Origin of the sequence: Mesorhizobium sp. M0030 (assembly GCF_040323695.1) — a bacterium.
Lineage (GTDB): Bacteria > Pseudomonadota > Alphaproteobacteria > Rhizobiales > Rhizobiaceae > Mesorhizobium.
Genome location: NZ_JAMYVE010000002.1, coordinates 388,974 through 411,117, shown reverse-complemented (window position 1 = coordinate 411,117; position 22,144 = coordinate 388,974). Strand labels below are relative to the sequence as shown.

The 22,144-nt window shown below is 65.0% G+C and carries 19 protein-coding genes; 10 read left to right on the top strand and 9 right to left on the bottom strand.

Annotated elements, in window-relative coordinates; genetic code table 11:
• Window positions 1-165: 165 nt before the first annotated feature.
• A complete protein-coding gene (locus NKJ80_RS05930; protein ID WP_023735437.1) occupies window positions 166-1,374 on the top strand; it encodes an MFS transporter in 1,209 nt (402 codons plus the stop codon).
• Window positions 1,375-1,404: 30 nt separating this feature from the next.
• Here NKJ80_RS05930 and NKJ80_RS05925 read toward each other — a convergent pair whose 3' ends face one another.
• Entirely contained in the window at window positions 1,405-3,699 is a 2,295-nt protein-coding gene (locus tag NKJ80_RS05925; RefSeq protein ID WP_352497232.1) for a cation:proton antiporter domain-containing protein, read from the bottom strand.
• A 238-nt stretch (window positions 3,700-3,937) separates the two neighbouring features.
• Here NKJ80_RS05925 and NKJ80_RS05920 point away from each other — a divergent pair, with 238 nt between their 5' ends.
• Window positions 3,938-4,669, top strand: a complete 732-nt coding sequence (locus NKJ80_RS05920) for a DUF2270 domain-containing protein (RefSeq protein ID WP_023673885.1) — start codon at window positions 3,938-3,940, stop codon at window positions 4,667-4,669.
• A 37-nt stretch (window positions 4,670-4,706) separates the two neighbouring features.
• On the opposite strand, the gene NKJ80_RS05915 is transcribed toward NKJ80_RS05920, so the two are convergent.
• On the bottom strand, window positions 4,707-5,051 hold the full coding sequence (locus NKJ80_RS05915; protein WP_023673886.1) for a PQ-loop domain-containing transporter: 345 nt from the start codon (window positions 5,049-5,051) through the stop codon (window positions 4,707-4,709).
• A 284-nt stretch (window positions 5,052-5,335) separates the two neighbouring features.
• On the opposite strand from NKJ80_RS05915, the gene NKJ80_RS05905 reads away from it, so the two are divergent.
• Window positions 5,336-5,641 (top strand): hypothetical protein, encoded by a 306-nt coding sequence (locus NKJ80_RS05905; protein WP_023689804.1) that lies wholly within the window; start codon window positions 5,336-5,338, stop codon window positions 5,639-5,641.
• A 52-nt stretch (window positions 5,642-5,693) separates the two neighbouring features.
• On the opposite strand, the gene NKJ80_RS05900 is transcribed toward NKJ80_RS05905, so the two are convergent.
• Entirely contained in the window at window positions 5,694-6,326 is a 633-nt protein-coding gene (locus tag NKJ80_RS05900; protein WP_023730380.1) for a Vgb family protein, read from the bottom strand.
• A 29-nt stretch (window positions 6,327-6,355) separates the two neighbouring features.
• Window positions 6,356-7,576, bottom strand: a complete 1,221-nt coding sequence (locus NKJ80_RS05895; protein ID WP_023685490.1) for a hypothetical protein — start codon at window positions 7,574-7,576, stop codon at window positions 6,356-6,358.
• A gap of 388 nt (window positions 7,577-7,964) precedes the next feature.
• On the opposite strand from NKJ80_RS05895, the gene NKJ80_RS05890 reads away from it, so the two are divergent.
• From NKJ80_RS05890 to NKJ80_RS05880, 3 genes are all read left to right on the top strand, one after another.
• Window positions 7,965-8,717 carry a DUF899 domain-containing protein gene (locus tag NKJ80_RS05890; protein WP_023685489.1) on the top strand — a complete coding sequence of 251 codons (753 nt, stop codon included), beginning with the start codon at window positions 7,965-7,967 and terminating at the stop codon, window positions 8,715-8,717.
• Window positions 8,718-8,803: 86 nt separating this feature from the next.
• Complete coding sequence (locus NKJ80_RS05885; protein ID WP_023685488.1) at window positions 8,804-9,076, top strand: hypothetical protein; 273 nt, start codon at window positions 8,804-8,806, stop codon at window positions 9,074-9,076.
• Between the two features lie 48 nt (window positions 9,077-9,124).
• Window positions 9,125-10,129, top strand: coding sequence for a zinc-dependent alcohol dehydrogenase family protein (locus NKJ80_RS05880; protein ID WP_023689800.1), 1,005 nt, complete (start codon window positions 9,125-9,127; stop codon window positions 10,127-10,129).
• Window positions 10,130-10,147: 18 nt separating this feature from the next.
• On the opposite strand, the gene NKJ80_RS05875 is transcribed toward NKJ80_RS05880, so the two are convergent.
• The 3 genes from NKJ80_RS05875 to NKJ80_RS05865 form a co-directional block, all read right to left on the bottom strand.
• Window positions 10,148-12,010 carry an ATP-binding cassette domain-containing protein gene (locus tag NKJ80_RS05875; RefSeq protein WP_352497231.1) on the bottom strand — a complete coding sequence of 621 codons (1,863 nt, stop codon included), beginning with the start codon at window positions 12,008-12,010 and terminating at the stop codon, window positions 10,148-10,150.
• 72 nt (window positions 12,011-12,082) lie between these two features.
• Window positions 12,083-13,228, bottom strand: coding sequence for a sugar ABC transporter substrate-binding protein (locus NKJ80_RS05870; protein ID WP_032893929.1), 1,146 nt, complete (start codon window positions 13,226-13,228; stop codon window positions 12,083-12,085).
• A 157-nt stretch (window positions 13,229-13,385) separates the two neighbouring features.
• Window positions 13,386-14,042, bottom strand: a complete 657-nt coding sequence (locus NKJ80_RS05865) for an SGNH/GDSL hydrolase family protein (RefSeq protein ID WP_023828777.1) — start codon at window positions 14,040-14,042, stop codon at window positions 13,386-13,388.
• 166 nt (window positions 14,043-14,208) lie between these two features.
• Here NKJ80_RS05865 and NKJ80_RS05860 point away from each other — a divergent pair, with 166 nt between their 5' ends.
• The 3 genes from NKJ80_RS05860 (at window position 14,209) to NKJ80_RS05850 (ending at window position 18,558) form a co-directional block, all read left to right on the top strand.
• Window positions 14,209-15,444: an ROK family protein gene (locus tag NKJ80_RS05860; RefSeq protein ID WP_352497230.1), complete on the top strand. Its 1,236-nt coding sequence runs from the start codon at window positions 14,209-14,211 to the stop codon at window positions 15,442-15,444.
• 244 nt (window positions 15,445-15,688) lie between these two features.
• A complete protein-coding gene (locus NKJ80_RS05855; protein ID WP_352497229.1) occupies window positions 15,689-18,238 on the top strand; it encodes a caspase family protein in 2,550 nt (849 codons plus the stop codon).
• Between the two features lie 14 nt (window positions 18,239-18,252).
• Window positions 18,253-18,558: a hypothetical protein gene (locus tag NKJ80_RS05850; RefSeq protein WP_023703064.1), complete on the top strand. Its 306-nt coding sequence runs from the start codon at window positions 18,253-18,255 to the stop codon at window positions 18,556-18,558.
• Between the two features lie 24 nt (window positions 18,559-18,582).
• On the opposite strand, the gene NKJ80_RS05845 is transcribed toward NKJ80_RS05850, so the two are convergent.
• The gene (locus NKJ80_RS05845) at window positions 18,583-18,945 is read right to left on the bottom strand and encodes a hypothetical protein (protein ID WP_023672522.1); all 363 of its coding nucleotides are present in this window, start codon (window positions 18,943-18,945) and stop codon (window positions 18,583-18,585) included.
• Window positions 18,946-19,079: 134 nt separating this feature from the next.
• On the opposite strand from NKJ80_RS05845, the gene NKJ80_RS05840 reads away from it, so the two are divergent.
• Entirely contained in the window at window positions 19,080-21,176 is a 2,097-nt protein-coding gene (locus NKJ80_RS05840) for an alpha/beta fold hydrolase (protein ID WP_031205196.1), read from the top strand.
• Between the two features lie 9 nt (window positions 21,177-21,185).
• Here the strand turns inward: NKJ80_RS05840 and NKJ80_RS05835 are convergent, their stop codons facing one another.
• Complete coding sequence (locus tag NKJ80_RS05835; RefSeq protein ID WP_352497228.1) at window positions 21,186-21,824, bottom strand: TetR/AcrR family transcriptional regulator; 639 nt, start codon at window positions 21,822-21,824, stop codon at window positions 21,186-21,188.
• Window positions 21,825-22,144: the final 320 nt, after the last annotated feature.

Genomic DNA, 22,144 nt, shown 5'->3' with positions numbered 1-22,144 from the left:
CCTTACGCCCCTGCTTTTGTCATATCCGGATGGACTTCCACGCAGACCGGATAAAATGCAATCGGATCGTCGGATTCGAAATCCCGCCAACGTCCTTCGGACGCAAGCGGCGCAACGGAGCTGGAGCGAGTGGCGCCGCATCGAAACCGATCTCGGGAGAAGAGCATGAACAGTTCCTACCGTTGGGTGATCGTCGCGTGCGGCGCGCTGATGACCTGTGTGGCGCTCGGCGCGATGTTTTCGCTGGCGATCTTTCTCGAGCCGATGGCGCTCGACACCAACTGGTCGCGAACCGGCATTTCCAGCGCCATGACGCTGAATTTCTTGGTGATGGGCGCAGGCGGTTTCGCCTGGGGCGCCATCTATGACCGTGTCGGCGCCCGCCCGGTGGTTTTTGCCGGCGCGGTGCTGCTCGGTCTGTCGCTGGTGGTGGCAAGCCGAGCCCAATCGCTGCTGGTCTTCCAGCTGAGCTATGGCGTCATCGTCGGGCTGGCGGCCAGCGCCTTCTTCGCGCCGATGATCGCGCTGACCACCGCCTGGTTCGAGACCCATCGCAGCCTGGCCGTGTCGCTGGTCTCGGCCGGCATGGGCGTGGCGCCGATGACCATTTCGCCCTTCGCACGCTGGCTGATCACGGCCTATGACTGGCGTACCGCCATGTTCGACATCGGGATCATGGCTTGGGTGCTGTTGCTGCCGGCCGTCTTCCTGGTGCTCCAGCCGTCGGCGGCGGTCGCGGCAGCGGATGGCAGCGCGCCCGCACCTGCCGCGGCCCCCGGCATGTCAGTCGGCCAGGCGTTGCGCTCGCCGCAATTCCTGGTGCTGGGCATGACCTTCTTCGCCTGTTGCGCGGCGCATTCGGGGCCGATCTTCCACATGGTGAGCTATGCCATGTCGTGCGGCGTGGCGCCGATGGCAGCCGTGTCGATCTACAGCGTCGAGGGCCTTGCCGGCCTTGGCGGGCGCGTGCTCTACGGCGTGCTCGGCGACAGGCTGGGCGCCAAGCCGGTGCTGATCGTGGGCCTCGCCATCCAGGCGGTGGTGATCGCCGCCTATCTCGCCGTCGGCAATCTCGAGCAGTTCTATCTCCTGGCGATCATCTTCGGCGCCACATATGGCGGCGTCATGCCGCTCTATGCGGTTCTGGCGCGCGACTATTTCGGGCCACGCATCATCGGCACGATACTTGGCGCCGCGACCCTGTTGTCCAGCCTCGGCATGTCGTTCGGCCCGCTCGCCGGCGGCATGATCTTCGACGCCTATGCCAGCTATTCCTGGCTGTTCATCGGCTCGGCGCTGATCGGCCTCGGTGCTGCCGGCATCGCCATCGCCTTCCCGCCGCAGCCCGGCCGAGAGAGGCTGCAGGCGGCATGAGCGAAATTTCCCCTCGAGGGGAAATACTCATCACCCTGTCCCCGTTCCCGAGCGCAGCTCTTCTCTGCCCTCGTCGTCGCGGCTGAGCCTGGCGTCCGAGATCAGCACCACCGGGCATTGGCAGCGCTGCAGCACGCCGGTGGTCGTCTCGCCGAAGAAGAGTTCCTCGCCAGGGCGCCGCGCCACGCCCATGACGATCAGCGCCGCCCCCCTGCCGGCCTGGCGGGCAATGGCATCGGCGGCGGCGGCCCGGCTGCGGATGGCCGTCTCGATCTCGACGCCATAGCGGTCGGCTAGTGCGACGGTATCCTTCAGCACCGCCTCCCTGCGGCGATGCGAGACAGTGTCGCGCGGTTCGTCGCGGCCGACGCGCGCGACATAAAGTATCTTGACCCGCGCACCCGTGACCGCTGCAATCGCCAGCGCCATTTCGGCACCCCGGCGGGCGATCGCGGTGCCGTTGACCGGAACCAGAATCTTCCCGCCTTCAGGTCCTAGCCTTGGCATCTGGCGGCCGGCGCCGGTCGCCTTCAGCACCAGGCATAGCGGGCCCTCGAAGGCGCCGGCGATCTCGTTGATGCGGCGGGCAAACCCACCTTTCGACGTGACCGCGCGGCCGAGCCCGATCAGCAGCAGCCCATAGCCTTTGCGCGCCTCCTTGGCAACCGTTTCGGCCGAAAGCTCGGCCTCGTGGCGCCGCGTGACAGGCGCCGCGCGGGCCAGCTCCTCGTCCGAACTCCTGGCGGCCTCGCGGCTGTCCTCGGCACCCTTTTCGATCGGCTCGAGCTTCGCATCCGTGCCGGGCTCGGCCTCCTCCCCCTCGCCTCGGGCATGCAGCACCGTCGTCGGCCTGCCGGCGCCCACGACTCCTGCGAGGTAAGCAGCAAAGCGGCCGACAACGCCCTCATCGGTCACCACCAGCAGTCGTTCCAGATTGGCGATGAAGCCGCGTTGGTCGATCTCCTCGCGCTCCAGACGCTTCTTCTCGGTCTCGCCCATCGGCAAGCGGCCGAGTGCCCAACGCAAGGTCGGCGGCATGGCGAGCGTGGTGATGACGGCCATGGTCACGATCATGGTGAAAAGATCGTGCGACAGAACGCCGATCGACAGGCCAATCGAGGCGACGATGACTTCGGTCGAGCCGCGCGCGTTCATGCCGCAACCGACGGCGATGCCTTCCTTGCGGCTCATGCCGGCAAGCTCGGCGCCGATGAAGGCGCCGGCGAATTTGCCGAAGCTGGCGATCAGCACCAAAGCGGCCGTGAGTAGCGCAAGCTCGTGGTCGACAAGCACGGTGAGATCCGCCGAAAGGCCGGCGACGCCGAAGAAAACCGGCATGAACAGCGCCATGATGACGCCGCGCAATTGCCCTTCGATATGACGCGACAGGATCGGCGATTCCCCAACCAGTATGCCGGCGACGAAGGCGCCAAGCACGGTGTGGACGCCGATCAGATCGGTGATCAGCGCCATTGCGCCCATGATGGCGAGAATGACGGTGACGACGGCGTATTCGCTGCGGAACGTATCGTTGGTCCAGCGGATGGCGTCGAAGACGATGCGGCGGCCAATCGTGAAGGAAAACCCCATGAAGGCGGCAACGCCGACAATGGTGAAGGCAAGGCTGCCGAGCTCGAAGCGCCCCTTGGTGGCGATGCCGATGGTGATGGCGATGATCACCCAGCCGATCGTGTCCTCGATGATGGCCGACGAGACGATGGTCTGACCGAGATCGCGGCGCATGAAGTTCATCTCGCGCACCACCATGGCGACGATCTTGACCGAGGAGATCGACAGCGCCGTGCCGAGGAAGAGACCGGCGACAATGCGCTCGGTTCCGTCGGCCAGCAGCGAGGCCGGCATGAGCTGTGCGGCGGTGAAGCCGAGCGCGAAAGGCACGGCGACGCCCGCGGCGGAGATGGAAAAGCACGCACGGCCGACCCTGCGCACCAGCCGCAGATCCGTCTCCATCCCGGTGAGCAACAGAAGCATCAACACGCCGAGCTGTGCGATGGCGCTGATCATGCTCTTTTGGGTGGCGTCGCCTGAAAAGATCACGCGTTCTGCTTCCGGCAATAGCCAGCCGAGCAGCGATGGCCCGAGCAGGATGCCGCCGATGAGCTGACCCATCACCGCCGGCTGGCCGAGACGCTCCAGCAATTCGCCGATGCCGCGGCCGACGAGAAGCAGAAGGAGGATTTCGAGAACGAAAATGCCCTCGCTGGACATGCCGGTCTTTTCGGCTGCCAACGATGCGGCCGGCATGAATGCGAAGGCTGCCGCGGCAAGCGCGACCGACCGGCGCCGGTTGACCACGAAGGACATGCACCCCCTCATCGTGCCCGGTATAACGTTTGCGGGCGAGATCGGTTGCACGCCACGCTCCCTTGGCGCGCCGCAGGTTCCTCCTTACCTGAATCGCATAACGGGCCTATCTGACTGCGGATAAACCGCCGAGACCCGGGCCGGCGACGGAACATTTTCAACCGATTGCGCGTTGCGCGGATGGGGATGACCGGCGTCGTTTCGGCCGGCCATGGCGTTGGGAGGCGCGTGGCAAGGGATGTCCCAGGTCAAGACCGTGAAAACCGACGAAGCGGCTGCAGCGCCGCGGGCCTCTGATGCGTTCGCGCTGAAGCTCACCTCATCGGAATTCGTGGCCACCATGTCGCATTTCCACCGCGCCGAAATCGCCCGCATGGCCGGCTGGCGCGACCGGCTGGACCGTACCAGCAACTGGGCGATTACTGTCGTCGCCGCCATGCTCTCAGTCTCACTCTCGACGCCCAGCGCCCATCATGGGGTGCTGCTCTTTGCCATGCTGCTGACCACGCTGCTGCTATGGATCGAGGCGCGGCGCTATCGTTTCTTCGACGTCTACCGGGCCAGGGTGCGCCAGTTCGAGCGCTATTATTTCGCGCAGATTTTCTCGCCGCAGCCCGACTACGCCTCCAACTGGCTGGCCATCGTCGGCGAAGGCCTGCGTTCGCCGCGCTTCCTGATCTCGCAACGCGCGGCGTTGGTGCGCCGGCTGCGCCGCAACTACATTTTCATGTACACGATCCTGATGCTGGCGTGGGTGCTGAAGATCACGACGCCCAGTCTGCAGCGCGAAGGGTCGCCGATAGGCTTGGGCGCGTCATTTCTCGACGCCGCGCGCGTGGCGCAGCTCGGCCCGGTTCCAGGCATCTATGTCGTGTGCATGGTCGGGCTGTTCTATGTCGGCCTACTCGCAGCCGCTTTCCTCATCTCAAGCGACGAGGGCGAGCTTTCGCATGGCACCGTGCATGTCTGAGAGCGGCCTCGAAAAGCGCAATCTGCCGCGGTGATCTTCAGCAGACATTGTCGACCATCAGAGCGGTCGCTTCCGACCGGCTTGCGGCTTCCTCAACCGGAAGCCGTGCGCGATGGCGCTTGTAGGCGGTGAGCGCGATGACCAGCACGCAGCATACGGCGTTCAGCCAGTTGATCGCCGCCAGAGCGGGATCGTTCAGATTGATGTGGGCGTAGAGTCCCGTCGTGGCGTTGGCGCCTGTCCACAACAGCCAGGTCGCGTAGGAAATCGCCGACGCCCCGTGCCTGTCCCGGGCCACCCGCACGATCTGCGGCAGGTAGGACACCACCCGCAAGCCATTGAAAATAGTGAAAAGATAAAAAGACAGATCAGCAAGTGTCATCCGAAACCCCTGTCATGGCCGGACGTCCCATAGCGTTCCTTGCAGTGGCGGCATGTGAGCCCGTTCACATGCCGGTTTCGATTTTCCTGTTGCGGCCCGGCATCCGGATTCTTTCGCCATGGGGGCGTTCGCCGTGAGCCAGCCCGACGAGGTCGACATGAACCAGATCTTGTTTCGGCCGACGGCGCGGGAGTGCTAAACAGATCTCGTGCTTGGGCAAAGTTCGGGTTGACCGCTGCCAAGCGCGCGGCGACTATCCCTGCAACGTGCAGGAGGACATGAGAATGGACGAACCCGATCGCTGGCGGCACATGGCGAGCGCCCCCAAGGACGGCAGCCGCATCCTGGTCACGGTCAGGCCATCGGAACAGGGGCCGGCCGAGGTCGACCTCGCTTACTGGTCGCGCGCCGACCAGTTCGGCACGGAGGGCTGGCGCTCTTCCGATTCGTCGCCAGGACGGGTGATCGAATACCCCGAACCGGAGTTGAAATGCTGGATGCCGCTGCCGACGGCCAATCTGAGCCGGGCTTCAATGCCAAGTCCGTGGCAAGGCGAAGACGTCCCGCTGCTCGACGGCTCCGGGATATGATCTCGGCGGGATGACCGTAGGAAATACGCTGCCGGCCCAATACTTGACGGCCTTACTTCGGCCGACGCACCGATCGCACCATGCCGCCAGGGCCGCTGCCGCAAAAGAAGCGGTCGCCGCCGTCGGATTCGAGCCCGGAAACGCCCACCCCCGCCGGCATGTCGAGCCGTTCCAGCACCTTGCCAGTTTGCGGATCGACGCGCCGGACATCGCTCTGGTCGCCTTCCCAGGTGCCGTGCCAGAGCTCGCCATCGACCCAGGTCACTCCGGTGACGAAGCGGTTTGAGTCGATGGTGCGCAGGATTTTCCCGGTCTCGGGATCGATCTGGTGGATCTTGCGCTCCCGGTTCTGCCCCACCCAGAGCGTGCCCTCGGCCCAGGTCATGCCGGAATCGCGGCCGCCGCCGGGCGCCGGGATGGTGGAGAGCACCTTGCCGGTATCGGGGTCGATCTTCTGGATGCGGTCCCCGGCGAGCTGGAACAGATGCCGGCCGTCATAGGCGGTGCCGGCATGTGCCGCGACATCGATCGAGCGCAGCGTCTCGCCGCTTGCCGGATCGAAGGCGGTCAGCCGCTCGCCCGTCGCAAACCAGACATTCTGTCCGTCGAAGCTCACGCCGTGCACGGTGTCGACATCAGGAAAGGGCCCGTATTCGCGCAGGATTTCCGCTGCTGAATGTTTCATGTCCTGGTCCTCGATCATGGTCACCTTTCCTAGCCGTTCGGCAGCGGCGACGGGAGTAACAAGGTGGTCGTGAAACCAGCGACCGGTGGCGTCATCCAGCGCCGCGCCCGGCCGTGGCCGAAGGACTGCACTTTGCCGGTCTCGGCCAACTGCTCGAGCGCCCGCTGTACGCTGCGCTGTCCGGCGCCCAGCGCCAGCGCCAACGCCGAGCTGGCCCAGGATTCACCATCGGCCAGGAAGGCCAGCACCGCGGCGTGCCGCTCCTCGATCGGCCGCGCCAGCACCGCCACGGAGCCTGCTTCGCGCGGCTTTAGCGCAAAGCCCTGGCTGGTCGCGCCGATGCCCGCCAGCGGCCGCAATTCGGCGCGCAGCCGGCCGATCTCGACCCGCAGCCTGGCGCGATGCGATTCATCGGCATGCCGGCCGCCAAAGGCGCGGGCAATCAGCGTCGCCCTCGGCACATCCGCCGGCCAGGCTTCGGCAAGCGCGCGCGCCAGCGCAAACAGCACCGGCCGCGTTGCCAGCGAGATCGTTGTTTCCTGCTTGTGCACGATATAGCGGAACGTATCGACGACCAGCGCGCGCGACGCCTGCAGCGCCTCGACTTCTTCGAGCAACAGCGGATGCTCCTCGCCGCCTGCGATCAGCCGCGCCGCCGGCGTCTCCAGCGCCAGGAAGGCGCTGTCGACCTCCGCCATGAGACCCGGAATGCCGGCCCGGCGGGCGGCATGGCGCGCCCACTCAAGGGCTGCGCGCGCGGCCTTCGTCTTCAGGCGCCGCATGGCGATGCCGGCAACCGCGAGTTCATGCGCGGCGCGTGAGGCCGGCGGAAGCGGCGACGGATCGAGCCCAGCCAGCACGTCTTCAGCCTCGTCGAGGCGGCCGATCAGCAGCAGGCGGCGCACTTTGAGATGCCCGGCATGCGCCGCGTTCAGCCGGTCGCCATGCTTTTCCAATGTCGACCGCGCCGCGTCGAGCGCCTTGGACGGCCAGCCGAGATCACGCGAAACAAGTGCGATCTCGGCTTCGGCGACAACGCACCTGGCGCGCGCCACCGCCTCCTTTGGACCGAAGGCACGGCCGGCCCTACGCAACAGTACTTTGGCGCGATCGAAATCGCCGAGCTGCGCCATGGCAATGCCGCGCAACGCCAGCGCCGGGGCATCCTCGCGCAAGGCGACGCGGTCGAGTGCCGCCAGCGGATTGCCCGCCGCCAGCGCCAGCCCTGCCGCGGTGATCAGCGAGTCCATGCAAATCCCGTCACATTTGTAACTCCCACCGCTCCCCTTATCGGCCCTAACTTAAGTCACCACCGCCAAGCAGCAAGCCGCGGACGGCGACCTAGCCATCTGGACTGGTTGAAGACGCCCAGGCCTGCGTTGACGGCAATATCGCATTCGCTAGCCTGAGCATCTCAGACAGTCGTGTTAAGCTTCTCAATAAGGAAAAACCGACCATGCCTGCTTCCGAGGACTTCGAGCCCACCGTGCGGCCTCGCCACCCCTGCTGCGGTGGCCCGCCTGCAAATGCCGTCACATTTGTAACTCCGCCCTCGCCGCCTCGCGGCCCTAGCCTGCCTCACGATCAACAGGCAACGACAAGCCACAACGGCTCAACAACTGGCAAAGGAAACAAGCAATGACCAAGCACGTGGCAATGAAGACCCCACCGGTCGTTTCAAGGCAGGAATGGGAAGCCGAGCGCGAAAAGATGCTGGTGAAGGAAAAGGCAACGATGCGCGCCAGGGACGCGCTGTCGGCCGAGCGCCGGCGCATGCCATGGATGGAAGTAGACAAGCCCTATGTGTTTGAAGGTCCCAACGGCAAAGCGAGCCTGCTCGATTTGTTCGAGGGCCGGCGCCAGTTGATCGTCTACCGCGCCTTCTACGAACCCGGCGTCCACGGCTGGCCCGAACATGCCTGCCGCGGCTGTTCGCTCGGCGCCGACCAGGTCGGCCATCTCGCCCATCTCAACGCCCGCAACACCACGCTTGCCTATGCCTCCCGCGCGCCGCAGGCCGACATTGCCAGCTTGAAGCAGCGGATGGGTTGGGAGATGCCCTGGTACACAATCACCGACAGTTTCGACAAGGATTTCGGCGTCGACGAATGGCACGGCCACAACGTGTTCATCCAGGACGGCAAGAAAGTCTATCGCACCTACTTCATCAACAACCGCGGCGACGAGCAGATGGGCACGGTCTGGAGCTACCTCGACGCAACGCCGCTCGGCCGCCAGGAAATCTGGGAGGATTCGCCCGAAGGCTATCCGCAGACCGAGCTCTACAGCTGGTGGAACTGGCACGACAATTACGACGCCGCACCCGACAAGACGTGGGAGGAAGTGTCGGCGGCCGGCGAAGCCGCGTTCCGCAACAAGGACGGCAAGTAAGGACCTGGAGCGGCGCCCATCCAGCTTGGTTTCCTGTGCCTCACGGGACAGGAAACCCGGGCATTGATCATCAAGGGATTACGACCATGAGCGATATCGGCACAGGCACCGGCAGTGAGGTCCCTCAACGCTCCGATGCAGTTTCTCTCCGCACCGCCGACTGGCTGTGCCTCGCCGCGGCCCCTGTTTTCGCCGTGATGGCGCTGCTTACCTGCATTCACGCTGGCGACGGCGTCATGTCGTGCCTGGGGGCCGATGCCTCCCCGCTCACCGGCATGCCGCTGATGTATCTCTTGATGAGCGCCGTCCATCTGGCGCCTTGGCTGCGCGTGATTTCCGGCCGGCCGGTCCGGCGATAGGCTGGACCGCCGCCGCCATGCTAACGCTCTTTACGTCGGAGAGAGACTATGAAGCTGGTCAGGCTGAGAGCGCCGGGCGGGTTGGACAAGCTAGACCTGGTCGAGGAGGATCAGCCCCGGCCTGGGCCGGGAGAAATGCTGGTCAGGATTCGCGCCTGCGCGCTGAACATGCGCGACGATTTCGCCGTACAAGGCAAGGTGCCGCTCGCCGACGGCCGCGTGCCGCTGTCGGATGGCGCCGGCGAGGTGATCGCGATCGGTGACGGCGTCGACACGTTCAAGCCGGGCGACAGCGTCGTCAGTGTTTTCTACCCCTGGTGGCTGGCCGGCGACATGAGATCCGATACAAGCCGCGACATTCCCGGAGACAGTTTCGACGGCTTCGCCAGCGAGTATGTGTGCATGCCGGCGCACGCCTTCACCAGGGCGCCGGCGGGCTATACGCATCTCGAGGCGGCAACGCTGACCTGTACGGGCGTCACCGCCTGGCGCGGGCTGGTGACATGCGGCAAGGTAAAGCCCGGCGACACCGTGCTGATCCTTGGCACCGGCAGCGTGTCATTGTTTGCGCTGCAATTTGCCAAGGCCGCCGGCGCAAGGGTCATCGCCACGTCGTCCGACGAAGAGAAGCTGGAGAAGCTCAGACGACTCGGGGCCGACAGCGTCGTCAACTACAAGGCGGTGCCGGAGTGGGGCGGCAGGGCCAGGGAACTGACGGACGGACGCGGCGTCGATCATGTGATCGAGGTCGGCGGACCGGCGACGCTGGCGCAGTCGATAGCGGCCTGCCGGACAGGCGGGCATATCGCACTCATCGGCGTCCTGACCGGCTTTGCAGCAGAAGTTTCGATCCCGGCGCTGTTTTCAAACCAGATCCGCATCAGCGGAATTTCCATCGGCAGCAAAGCCGACCAGCAGGACATGATCCGTGCGATAGAGGTCAACCGCCTGAAGCCTGTCATCGACAGCAGCTTTCCACTGCAGGATATCGCCGCCGCCTTCAGGCACTACGAAGCGCAAAGGCATTTCGGCAAGGTCTGCCTCGAGCTTTAGATCCTGCGATCGGCATTCCTACCCAGCGGCCGGCGCCAGCGTCCCGCTTGCCATCAGGCCCCAGAGCTGATCGGCGGTCAGCTGTTTGGCCGAGCCGTCGTAAGCCACCCTGCCGAGGCTGAGCACGACGATCCTGTCGGCCAGCGCCCTGACCGTCGACAGGTCGTGCGTGACCAGGATGACGCCGGTGCCGCTGGCGGCGATCGAACGGATCAGCTTGACGACCTGCGCGGTCTGCTTGACGCCGAGCGCGGCGGTGGGCTCGTCGAGGCAGATAAGCTTGACGTGATCGGCAAGCGCGCGGGCAATGGCGATGGACTGCCGCTGGCCGCCCGACAGCGAGCGCACCAGAACGTTTTCGTCGCGAAGCGTGACGCCCAGCGCGGCAAGCCGGGCACGACACTGCTCGGCGGCCTTTCGGTCGTCGCGAACCGGGAAGACACCGAGCCAACGCCGCGTTTCCTCACGCCCGAGGATCATATTGTGGGCGACGCTGAGGTTCGGGCAGAGCGCCAAATCCTGATAGACGGTCTCCAGGCCGGCGCCGCGTGCATCCTGCGGGCTCCTGAAGGAAATCGGCTGGCCCTCGAGGGTCATCGCGCCGGCATCGGGCCGGATGGCGCCCGAAATAATCTTCACCAGCGTCGACTTGCCGGCGCCATTGTCGCCGAGCAGACAGACGATCTCGCCTTTGCCGACCGTGAAACTCGCCTCTTCCAATGCCGTCAGCGCGCCGTAGGATTTGCGGGCGCCGGCAATCGAGAATGCCGGACCTTGCGGGGCTTCTCCATTGCCCTCCGTCACGGCAGGGCCGGCCGAGGCGACGGCACCATTGTCCGCCACCGTGAAGTTGGTCGCGGCGGCCCGAGCGCGCCGGCCGCGAAAACCGATCGCAGCCTGGTCGGCCACCAGCGCCAGCAACAGCATGCTTCCCACCGAAATGGATTGCCACCATGATTGCAGGCCGACGAAGATCAGTCCTGCATTGAGGATGCCGATGGTGGCAACGCCGATGGCGATGCCGAGCGGCCGGCCGGAGCCGCCGGAAAAAGCGACGCCGCCAAGGATCGCGGCGGTGAGCACGTCGAGCTCGAAGCGAACGCCGATGGTCGGCGTGATGCTGCCGAGGCGGCCGGCGATCAGCACCGATACCAGACCGATCAGCAAGCCATTGGCGGCGTAGAGGCCGACCACCGTGCGCCCCACCGGAATGCCGCAGAGTTCGGCCGCGCGCGGGTCGCCGCCTATGGCGTAGAGCCTCAAGCCGGTGACCGTGCTGGTCAGGACAAAGGCTCCGGCGACAAAGACCAGCGCGGCGATGATCACGGTGTACTGGATGCCGAAGATCTTGCCCCGCCCCAATTCGAGCAGAGCCTCGGGAAAACCATAGACCGCGGTGCTGGAGACGACGAAGGCAAGGCCGCCATAGAGCGCCAGCATCGCCAGCGTGACGATCAACGGCGAGATGCTCAGCCTGCGCACCAGCAGACCGTTGAGCAGACCGAGCAAAAGGCCCAGACCCAGGCCGACGCAGATTGCCAGCAGCGCGCTCTGCGTCGCCACCGCGACCTTGGCAGTGATGATGCCGATCAGGGCGACCATGCTGCCGATGGAGAGGTCGACATAGCCGGCGATCAGCAGCGCGGAGGTGCCGAGCACGGCGATCAGGATCGAGGTCGAGTTGACGCCGATGACGACGAAATTGTCGAGGCTGAAGAACGATTTGTTCAACAGCGAGAAGGCGACGATCAAGCCGAGCGCGACCAGCGCCAGCCCGATGCGGCCAGACGCTTCGCCCGGTGCCTTGACGCCCGGCAGCAAGGATGAAAACCGGCCCGTTTGCAGCGTTGTCGTCCCCGTTCGAAGGCTGTCTGTGCTCATGCTTGCCTCTCACTGAAGCGGGCGGTTTCAGGTCAGGCTGAACCCGCCCGTATCGCGCGGGAAAAACAGGCGCTACTTTGCCTCGGATGACCAGGGGAAATTCACATACTGGTCGCGCGTATCGTAACAGATGTTGCCGTACATCCTGAGATAGATGTCGCGGCGCTTCGGGTCCTTGTAAACCGCGGCCGGGTCGGCGACATCGGCCTCGTATTGGGCCATGTAGTCGCTGGTCAGCGCCACGGGGAGGATATCCATCGCCTGCGGGATGCTCTTGCCCTCCAGCCAGTCGGCGGCGTGCTGGCCCATGGCATAAGCGAAGACCGGCGACGCCAGGCTGATGCTTGCCTTGTAGGGACCGCCGCCTTTCTTGATCGCGGCGACCGCCTCCGGCTCGCCGTCGATGCCGCCAAGGAACTGGTCCGGCCGCGCCTTGCCCGCCGCTTCCAGCGCAGCCAGCGCGCCGAGCACGACCGTGTCGGCGCCGAGCACGACATCGACGTCGGGATGGGCCTGGAGAATAGTGCTCATCGTGGCAAAGCCGCCTTCCTTGTTGACGGGATTGGGCGAGATGTCGGCGACGATGGTGACGCCTGGCATAGCCTTGAAGATGTCGCGCATGGCGGCAAAGCGCGGCGCCAGGAATTCCATGCTGTCATGCGACAGGATGACGACATTGGCCTTGCCGCCGAGCTTGTCCTTTATGTAGGCCGCGGCCGCTTCGGCCAGCACCTTGCCGGTCTCGTATTGCGGCGCGTTGAGCAGCGACGTCGCCGGCGGCGGCACGATGGTGCCGACATAGGCGCCCGACCAGATAAGCTCCTGCAGGCTGCGGCTCATCGAGGCCGGGTCCACTGGGGCTGCGACCAGACCGCCGATCTTGGAGGCGAGAAACAATTGCACCTGCTCGACCCCCTTGGCGGCGTCATTGTTGGCAAGCGCGCGGCGATATTCCAGGCCGCGATCCTTGGCGGCGGCGGCCAGGCCGCGGTCGACGCCCTGCATGAATTCACGCTCGTTGTCCTGCGCGAAGGCCAGCACCTTGCTCAGGCCGGGCGGTGGGCTGCAGGCCGGCGCCTTCGGGTCGAACGGCGCAAATACCGCCGGCTTGGTGAGCCCGGCCGGGCCGTCCTGCGCGCTTGCCAGGATGGTACCGCCCGCGAGCACAGCGGCAACGCCGAGCAGCGTCGCCAGCATCATGTTCCTGTCAGATCGCATTTTACTTCCTCCCTGTCGTTGATTGTTGCCGCGCTTCGTAAGCCTCGCGGTCGCTACTCTTCCCAGTCTCCCAGATACCCACCTTCCCGCTTGCAAGTCAAAAGTTTTTCCAGTGGAATTAATTAATCAGAGATAGTCGGGTGACTCGCCCACGCGATCACGCCTTGGCGATCAGCGACTGGACGGCTTTGGCCAATTCCGTGCCGAGCACGCGATGCGCGTCGCTGTCGAGGTGAATGCCGTCTACCGCGCTCGATTCGACGACGTCGCCGGCGTTGAAGAAGGCGGCGCCGGCGCGCCGGGCCGCATCGCGGAACAGGCCGGCAAAGTGCATCGACTTTGAAGCGCCGCCCAGAAACATCTGGCCGAACCAGTCGACCTCCAGCATCGGCGGCGGCGCAACAATCAGGACCGCGGGCGCCACGCCTGCGGGGCCAGCTTCGCTGCGCAGCACAATTCTGGCCAAGATCTCGATAGAATCAGCGACATCATTCGGCGTTACCGAGAACCTATGCTTGAGATCGTTGGTGCCGAGCATAAGGATAACGAGGTCGAGCGGCATATGCGTTTCCAGGCACACCGGGAGCGATTTGAGCCCGTTCTTGTGGAGACCTTCGATCGGATCGTCGTGCACGGTGGTGCGCCCGCCCTGCCCTTCTTCGATCACATCCCATCCGCTGCCGAGCTGGCGGCGCATGATGCCCGGCCAGCGCCGGTCGGGCGTGAAGCGGTGCCGTCCGACCCGGGCCAGGGTGGGAATGGCGCCATAGGTATTGGAATCGCCAAAGCACATGATGGTCCGGGTCTGCGTCACGGCATTGCTCCTCCAGGCCTGCATACTTTGAACGACAGCAGGCCGGCCGGCGTCAACTACATTTTTCCATCGGGTGGATTTAAGTGTTGCCTTGCCATGCCCGCATTGCTACGTCAGCGCTTTGATCGGCTCGCCTTGCGGCCAAACTCCTTGCGCAGGGGAAAGCGTGACCGGAACCAGCTTCTTCAGTCTCGAAAAGATCGCCGAGGGCCGCAGCGGCGGAACCACGCAGGCCGAGAGCCGCATCTACAACGAACGCCTGATCGTCTCGCTCATCCGCCGGCACGGGCAGCTGGCCAAGACCGATTTGACGCGGCTGACCGGGCTGGCCGCGCAAACCATCACCACCATCGTCAACCGCGCCGCCGACAACAAGCTGCTGCTGCGCCTGGAGCCTTTGCGCGGACGGCTGGGGCAACCCTCGGTTCCCTATGCGTTGAACCCGAAAGCCGCGTACGCCTTCGGCCTCAAGGTCGACCATCGCAGCGCCGATGTCGCCCTGGTCAATTTCGTCGGCAACGTGATGGCGTTCGAACGCACACTGTTCGACTATCCGACGCCCGTCGAGGTGATGAAATTCGCCAAGGGCGCCATCGCGCGCATGTGCCGCAAGCACAAATCGATAGAAAAAGACCGCATCGCCGGTCTTGGCATCGCCTCGCCATTCCATCAGTGGAACCTGAGCGAAGAGGGCGCGGTGCCGGCGGGCAGGCTGGATGCCTGGAAGGAAATCGACATTCGCGCCGAACTGGACCGGGCGTTCGACTGGCCGGTGTTCCTCTACAACGACGCCACGGTGTCGGCCGCGGCCGAACTGATGTTTGGCGCCGGCGGATCCCGCGCCGACTTTCTCTATGCCTATGTCGGGCACTTCATCGGCGGCGGCCTGGTGCTCGATCATCACTTGTTCCCCGGCCGCAACAAGCTGGCCGGGGCGCTGGGCGACATGCCGGTGCCCGCGCCGGGGCGCAAGGGCGACCGGATGACGCCGCTGCTGCGCGTCGCTTCGCTGCATTCGCTCGCCGGCAAGCTCAACGACCAGGACAATGGGGAGAAGGACGCCGGCCGCATCTGGTCGTCGCCCGACGACTGGGGCGACCTTGGAGAGCCGCTCACCGCGTGGATCGATGAGGTTTCGGACGGGCTTGCCTATGCCGCCCGCAGTGCCGTTGCCTTGCTCGACATCGACAATGTGGTGATCGATGGCGCCATACCGAATGGCGTGCGCAAGGAGATCGCCAAGGCCATGCGCAGAAAGCTGGCACGGATCCTTGTCGATCGCCCCGAGCCGTTCTCCGTCATCGAGGGGACGTTTGGCCATCTCGGCCCCGTTATCGGCGGCGCCAGCATTCCGTTGCTGGTGAAATATTCGAACGACAAGGAATTGCTCTTCAAGGAATAGGCGCGCAGCCGCCGGCACCAGGCATTCCCCCAAAACAGCGAACTGTGAGACTTGTCACATACCTGCTCGTGAAGCGCGTGCTACTTGCACTCTGCGGTCGGTCGACGCTGAAAGAAATCGCCTGCCATGGTCTGGCGGTGACGGGCCTTTCACTTTATGCTGTGGCAGGTTGCATACTCTCAACGGACCTTGATGCCGCAAGCGGTGTTCTCGTCGGCGTCAGGCCGCGACCAGGAGTTTTGTCATGCTCCGACTTTGCGGATTCATCGCGGCCTTCATCCTTGCCGGCCTCACAAGCTTCGAGGCCAGCGCCGATCGAAGGGTCGCTCTCGTCATCGGCAATTCCGAATACCGTGACATCCCGGCACTGAAGAACCCGGCCAAGGATGCCAAGGATGTGTCGGCCACGTTCCGGCTGGCCGGCTTCGAGGTTTTCGTCGCAGAGAACCTCACCAAGCAGCAGTTCGAAGGCCAGTTCCGGGACTATCTGGCCGCCGCCGACGGCGCCGATCTCGCCGTCGTCTACTATTCCGGGCACGGCTTTCAGATCGGCGGCGAGAATTTCCTGATACCAGTCGACGCCTCGCTGAAAAAGGCGGCCGATATCGAGGTCCAGGCCATCAAGCTCAACGACGTGCTGGAGCAGTTGCGCTCGAAGTCGAAGATCCAGGTGATCATCCTCGATGCCTGCCGCAACAACCCCTTCCCGCGCAACAATTACTGGCTGCGCGACCAGCTTGTCACCGCCGGCAATACCGGGCTGGCGCAGGTGCGAAGCTCGCTCAACACGCTGATTGCCTTCGCCACCGAACCAGGCGCGGTCGCCTATGACGGCAGCGGCGACCTGAGCCCGTTTTCATCGGCCTTTTCGCGGCGCGCGCTGGCGCCGAACCAGGAGATCCGCACGGTCATGTCGGCGGTGCGCCGCGATGTCGTGCAAGCCACCAACGGCATGCAGGTGCCCTGGGAAAATTCGTCGCTGATCGATGACGTGGTGCTGGTGCGCCGCAACAACCGGCCTTCGCTGCCGCCAGTGCTGGAGAAGGTGGTGCTGTCGGGGGTCGGTCCTGTCGCTCTTGGCCTGCCGGAGCCGGTCGATGTCGATAGCGGCGCTATCAGCGTCAGCATCGAACGGCCGCCGGCAATGGGCCGTCTGGTGCTGGACGGCAAAGACGTCGCGGTGGGCGAACCGATCGCCGGCAAGGACCTGCCGCGCCTGCAGATGGATGTCCCCAAAGGGGCCGCCACGCAGGACGAGGTGGATATGCTGGCCTATGCCACGCATGACAATTGGGGCGGCGGGAGCCAGGGCATACTCGTGTTCCGCGTCAAGAGCGGCGAAGGTGCGGCGGGTCAGCAGATCATGGCTTCGCTCGAGGCCGAGCAGAAGCAGCAGGTGCTGGAGCGCGGCATCCACATCACCGGCGCTGCCGAAGCGATCGAGAACCGCAAGCTTGATATTCCCGTCGGCGTCGGCCCCGTCGCGCTCAATCTGGATTTCCCCACCGACGATCCGGCGGTCAGCCTGAAGGTCTCGGGGTATCCGGCAACGGGAACGCTGTCGTTGCCTGATCGAACCTTGTCGCCGCAATCCAGCCTTCTGGCCGGTGAAGTCGACCATCTCCGTTACGAGCCGCAGATCGGCGCCGGCGCGCCGGTCGAGGTCGGCTTCGAAATCCGTGCCGACAGCAGCTCCGCCAAGCCGGCGACGATGAAACTGTCGCCGACGGTCGATGCTTGCGATACCGCCGCCGGCGAGCCTCTCGACCTGCAAGGTGTGGTGCCCGGCCTGCTGCCGAACGAGATCGGCGCCGGTGCGGTGGCGGTCTGCGAGGCCGCGGTGAAAACCTATCCCGATGTCGCCCGCTTCCGCTACGAGCTCGGCCGCGCCCTGCTTGCGGCCGGCAGGGTCGGCGAGGCCAGGGCAGCCATCGAGCATGCCGCCAAGAAAGGCCATGTGCGCGCCGTCTTCGAACTCGGCTATCTCAACGCAACCGGAACCGGGACGGCCATCGACCGCACCCAGGCCAACGCTCTCTACAAGGCTGCCGCAGACAAGGGCGATCCTTACGGCATGACCTCGTGGGGACGCGCGCTGTTCAATGGCTATGGCGTCAACCGCGATACGGCCAAGGGCCTCGACCTGCTGCTCAAGGCGACGGCCATGGGGCACACCTATGCCATGAACGATCTTGCCGCCATCTTCACCGAGGGCCGCAACGGCGTGCCTGCCGATCCGGCCCGCGCCGTCGCCTTCCTGCAAGCGGGGGTGCAGCGCCAGGACATGTATTCGATGAACCTGCTCGGCCGCAATTACCTCGCCGGCCAGGGCATCGACAAGGATCCGAAGACGGCGCAGGCGTTGTTCCAGCAGGCCACCGATCTTGGCCAGCCCTACGCTCCGGGCAGCCTCGCCCGCATGTACAGGGATGGCGCCGGTGTGCGCCAGGACCCGGCGGAAGCGCAAAGGCTGTTCGAACTGGCGACCACGCGCGGCGATCCGTCGAGCGCCTATGATCGCGCGGCGCTTGAAATGGCGAAAGGCTACAAGGCCGATCAGGCTGTCGCGGTGCGCTTCCTGGCATTCGCCGTCGCGCTCGATCTGCGCAAGGAGCTGCCGGACGCCAAAAAGGGCCTGGCGCAGTTCGGCACCAAGCCGAAAACGGCAGCTTTGGACGCCCTGCGTCAGGAGCTCAAGTCGAAGATCCCCGCGTCCGGTTCGCTGGACACGCAACTGGTCAATGCGGCCCGGGGGGTCTGGGAAGAAGCCAATCCGCGTCGGGATTTGTTCTGAACAATAAGGAGGCCATGGTGGGCAAGGCATTCAAGCAGACATTCGGGCAGGCATTCATCGGGATAATTCTATCCGGCGTTCTGGCCGGGCTCATGGGCTGCACCTCGGTGTCGCCGATGTTTGAGCCGGCGCCGCCGGTGAACCATCGCAAAGTGGTTCGCGTAGCACCTCAGCCAAAGGTGGTCAGATACAAGAAGGCGGCCACCGGCAAAGTGATCAAGCCGGCCGAGGAGATCCCGCAAAAGCCGCCCGTGATTCCTTCTCTCGGCGGCAGCGGAGGCGGCGGTGGGGCTGGCGGCGGCGGCGGCGGTTGGGGATGAGATCGTCGACCAAGGGCGCTGCACTCAGCGGCCCCAAAGGGTCTTGCTAAATTCCGCATGAGCCTTGGACAACGTCAAGCCGAAATCGTCCATCCCTGTCGCGGCATCGGTTGGCCAGCGGACAATTCGGCGCAGCGCTGCACGGAAAAGGCAGCGGACGAACGCTGCCAGTGCAGAGGCCACGACCGCCGCCGGATCGAGTCTGCGAGCCGCCAATGCCCGATGGGCCTGTTGTGTTTCGAGATAGCGGGCCAGCGCAATATCGTGACGCGATGGTGCGCCAAGCTCCTGCCGGTCGCGCCCGGGGTCGTCATGCCAGATGGGCCACTCGGTCGGGCCAGGGTGATGCACGGTATCCTCCTGCGAAAAGAGATCCAGTGCGAACAATCTCCTCAAGCGCCGTGAGCAACGCGTGGGAACCTGCGTGATGGAATCGTGAAAAGCGCCTCGGCGGCGGAATAAGTGTTGAAATGGACCGAGCTTGAGCGGATCGTCGTCGCGCTGTGACCGTGGCGGATCCGATGACCGGACCTTATCTTCACCTGCTGGGTGGTTTCGACTTTGGTGGCGTCGGGGCCACGGTTCCAGCCATCAGCCGCAAGGCGCGTGCGATGGTCGCCTATCTCGCGCTGCAGTCGGGGCATTCGCAGTCGCGCGAGAAGCTGGCGACCCTGCTCTGGGGCATCAACAGCGAGGCGCAGGCGCGAATGAGCCTGCGGCAAGCGGTATCGTCTGTCAGGAAGGCCATGCAGACGTGCGGCGGCGGCCGCTTCCTCACCGATGGCAACAGCGTCGCTCTGCATCTCGACGGCCTTGATTTCGACGTCGCGCGGTTCGAGGCGCTGGTCGCCAGCCCGGCACCCGAAGACCTCGAACTGGCGCTCAATGTCTACCGCGGCGACCTGCTCGACGGCTTCGGCCTGAAGGAGGAGCCATTCGAGGACTGGCTGAGGATCGAACGCGAGCGGCTGCGGGCACTGGCCGTCGCGGCGCTCGACAGGCTCGTCGCGCATTATGCCGCGACGAACGATCCTGCCGCATGCGTGCGCGCGGCGGCGCGCCTGCTGGCCATGGACCCGTTGAGGGAGGATGTCCACCGTGCCCTGATGCGCGCCTATGCGGCGCAAGGCAGGACCAATCTCGCGCTGAAGCAATATGAGCACTGCCGCACCGCGCTTCTACGCGATCTCAAGCTGCAGCCGGAGCCGGAGACGCGGCAATTGTTCGAGACGCTGCGCACACGCCGCACAATGGCGCCGGCACGGCCACCCACGACTGATGCGGATGACGCTACCGGCTTCAGCCACGAACTCGCAGCCCCCCCGACCCACTATGTCAAATCGGCCGGGATCAACATCGCGTATCAGGTGACCGGCGACGGTCCGGTCGACCTGATCCATGTGCCGGGATGGGTCTCCAACCTCGACCACGCCTGGGGCTCGCCGCGGCTTTCGCATGTGCACCGGCGGCTCGGCACTTTCTCGCGCCTAATCCGCATGGACAAGCGCGGCACCGGGCTCTCGGACCGCAATGTCGGTCTGCCGACCCTGGAAGAGCGGATGGAAGATGTGCGGGCAGTGCTGGATGCGGTTGGCTCGAAGCGCACGGTGCTTTTCGGCAGCTCCGAGGGCGGCCCGATGTGCATGCTGTTCGCGGCGACCTATCCCGAGCGCACAGCGGCACTCGTGCTCAATGGGGCCTACGCCCGCGGCAGGTGGTCACAAGACTATCCGTGGGCGAAGACAAGCGAGCAGGTGGAAGAGGATCTGGCGATCGTCGAGAAAGAATGGGGAGCGGCGGCGGATATGAGCAACGCGGCGCCCAGTCTGATGAGCGACACGTTCGAGACAGAATGGTTCGCCGCCTATCTCAGGAATTCTGCCTCGCCCGCCGACGCGATCGCCCTGTGGCGCTGGGGAGCCGAAATCGATGTTCGCGACATTCTGCCTGCTGTCCATGTTCCGACACTGATCATGCAGACGACTGGCGACGGCTGGGTGAAGCGGGAAGAAGGACGTTACCTGGCGACGCACATCGAGGGCGCCCGATACATTGAGTTCGCCGGCCGCGACCACGTCATCTGGGGCGAGAATTCCGATCGGATCGTCGACGAGATCCAGGCTTTCGTCACCGGCGCCTTGCCGGCGGCCCCAGGCGAACGGCTGCTTGTGTCGGTGCTGTCCCTCGATATGACGGGCTCGCCTTTCGGCATCGACCCGGCCGAGCGGCACGCCGAAGCGCTCCGTGGCGAACTCCTCGCGGCCGAAGGCAGAGAGATCAGCCGATCGGACGGCAAGGTGCTCGCGGTGTTCCAGCGGCCAACGCGGTCGATCCAGTGCGCGATCGCCATCCGCGATCGCTTGCGGCAATCCGGTGTCGAGGTCCGCTCGGCGGTGCATATCGGCGAGTGCGAGCAGCGGGGCCATCAATTTTCAGGCGCGGCGATCGAACTGTCATCGCGTCTGCTTGACCATGCGCGGCCGGGCGAAATCATCGCATCAAGGACGGTGCGCGATCTCGTGGTCGGCTCCGGCCTGCGGTTCGAGGAGCGTGGCGAAATGGCGGCAAGCGGGCTGCCCGGCGCGTTTCGGTTCTATGCGGTCGATGGTTCGGCTTGAGCCGCTAGGTCACCTCTTCCCTGCCCCGAACCGCAGCCCGTCCATCAGCAGCTTGACCAGCCGGCGCGAGCGGTCGCGCCAGTCCTTGGTGTCGGGGGCCGAGTAGATGCCGCCGAGTGCATGCAGCACATCGGAGGCGTCGACGTCGCTGCGGATCGAGCCTTCGGCCACTGCCGCCTCGACCAGTTGCCGCAAGGCCAGCGACACCCGGCCCGACATGTCGGAGAACACGGCGGAATTCGTGTTGAACAGGATGCGCAGGCTGGCCGCCAAGCCGCGCTTGGTGGCGATGTAGTCGACGAAGCGCTGCATCCACTGTTCCAGCGCCACATCGGCCGAATGGTGGCTGGCGAGGTCATCGGCAGCCGCGCAGAGCGCCTCGACTTCACGCCGATAGACCACTTCGACCAGATGCTCGCGGGTTGGAAAATGCCGGTAGAGCGTGCCGATACCGACGCCCGCCTGGCGCGCGATCTCCTCCAGCGAGGCATCGACGCCGTGCTCGGCAAAGGCCGCTGCCGCGACCTCGACCAGCCGGTCGCGGTTGCGCTGCGCATCGGCGCGCAGCGGCCTTGGCGCTGCGGCTTCGCGCTTCTCGTCGGCAATTGCTTGCGACTGCTCGGTCAATTTTTTCTCCACTGTCGACATATGGGGGCTTGAACCCAAAGGGGTAAGCCCCCAACTAGATAAACGGAGGCGCCTCCGTTTTAGTGGAGCAGTCTTATCATATAATCAGGGGAGCCGGTATGTCACGTGTTGAGATTGTGAAGACTGAAGCGTCCCCTGCCGGCTGGAGAGTCGGGGCGGCAGAGCTGCCAATCTTCCCCCTCGTGGGGGAGATGTCCGGCAGGACAGAGGGGGGCGCTGTCCCGCCAGCCTATCAAGGCCTGACCAACACCCGCTTGGAAAAGGTCTATTTCGACGCATGTAAATCGGGAACGTCGCATTCCTTCGCGCCCCCTCTGCCC